Genomic DNA, 1,419 nt, shown 5'->3' on the forward strand with positions numbered 1-1,419 from the left:
AGGCCTCGTAGATCGTGCGGCTGCCGTAGCGCTTGTGGACGCCTTTGAGCATCACGACGTCGTCGCCCGAGCGGGGCGCCGGCTGGAATTCGAAGGCCACCGATTGCCGCCGCCGGGGCGGCTCGACCCGCTCGATCTTGTCGAGCTTCTTCACCCGGCTCTGCACCTGGGCGGCGTGGGAGGCCCGGGCCTTGAACCGCTCGATGAAGGCGATCTCCTTGGCCAGCATGGCCTGCTGGCGCTCGAACTGCGCCTGCTGCTGCGCCTCGTTCAGCTTCCGCTGGCCTTCGTAGAAGGCGAAGTCGCCCGAGAAGGTGGTGAGTGCGCCGCCGTCGATCTCGATGACTTTGGTGACGATGCGGTTCATGAACTCGCGGTCGTGCGAGGTCATCAGCAGGGCGCCGTCATAGGCCTTGAGGAACGATTCGAGCCAGATCAGGCTCTCGATGTCGAGGTGGTTGGACGGCTCGTCGAGGAGCATCACGTCCGGGCGCATCAGCAGGATGCGGGCCAGCGCCACGCGCATCTTCCAGCCGCCCGAGAGGGCGCCGACATCCCCGTCCATCATCTCCTGGCTGAAGCTGAGGCCGTCGAGCACCTCCCGCGCGCGGCCCTCCAGGGCGTAGCCGTCGAGCTCCTCGAACCGGGCCTGGACCTCGCCGTAGCGCTCGATCAGGGCGTCCATCTCGTCGGCGCGGTCCGGGTCGGCGAGGGCCGCGCCGAGCTCGGCGAGCTCGGCCGCCACCGCGCTCACCGGGCCGGCGCCGTCCATCACCTCGGTGACGACGCTGCGGCCGGACATCTCGCCGACATCCTGGCTGAAATAGCCGATCGTGATGCCCCGGTCGGCGGCGACCTGCCCCTCGTCGGGCTGCTCCTGGCCGATGATCATCCGGAACAGGGTGGTCTTGCCGGCCCCGTTCGGGCCGACCAGCCCGACCTTCTCGCCCCGCTGCAGGGCGGCCGAGGCCTCGATGAAGACGAGCTGCCGCCCGTTCTGCTTGGTGATCTTGTCCAGGCGAATCATGAAGTGCGGGCGCGGTGTCCGGGAATGGGGCTCCGGGGCGCTTACGGCATCGATCGAGACGGCGCAAAGACGGGCGCGGCCGCTGGGCCCTGCATGGCGCGCAACCGTGACCGTCATCCGATCGCCGGACGCCTTTTCTGCCCGATTCCGCGAGCTAAGTCGTTTCCCTGCCGCTCCAGCCGCCGCTCCGGCGTATGGTGCCGGGCTTGGCCGTGGCGGACGCCTTTGAGGACGATGATGTTTTGCGGTTGGTGGACGACGAGCCTCGACATGGCCATGCTCGGCCTGGAGGCTCAGGGCGTGATCGCCCAGCGGATGGCGATGTTTGCTCTCGGGGGGCCGGCCGCGCAGGTCGAGGCGCAGCTCATGGTGACCGAGAAGATGCTGGCCGC

Annotated in this window: 1 protein-coding gene; it reads right to left on the reverse strand. The window is 68.7% G+C overall.

The features are described from left to right. On the reverse strand, positions 1–1,027 hold a 1,027-nt coding region (locus tag I53_RS11490; RefSeq protein WP_043350685.1), incomplete at its 3' end, for an ABC-F family ATP-binding cassette domain-containing protein. Positions 1,028–1,419 lie beyond the last annotated feature (392 nt).

Origin of the sequence: Methylobacterium sp. B1 (assembly GCF_000333255.1) — a bacterium.
Lineage (GTDB): Bacteria > Pseudomonadota > Alphaproteobacteria > Rhizobiales > Beijerinckiaceae > Methylobacterium > Methylobacterium fujisawaense.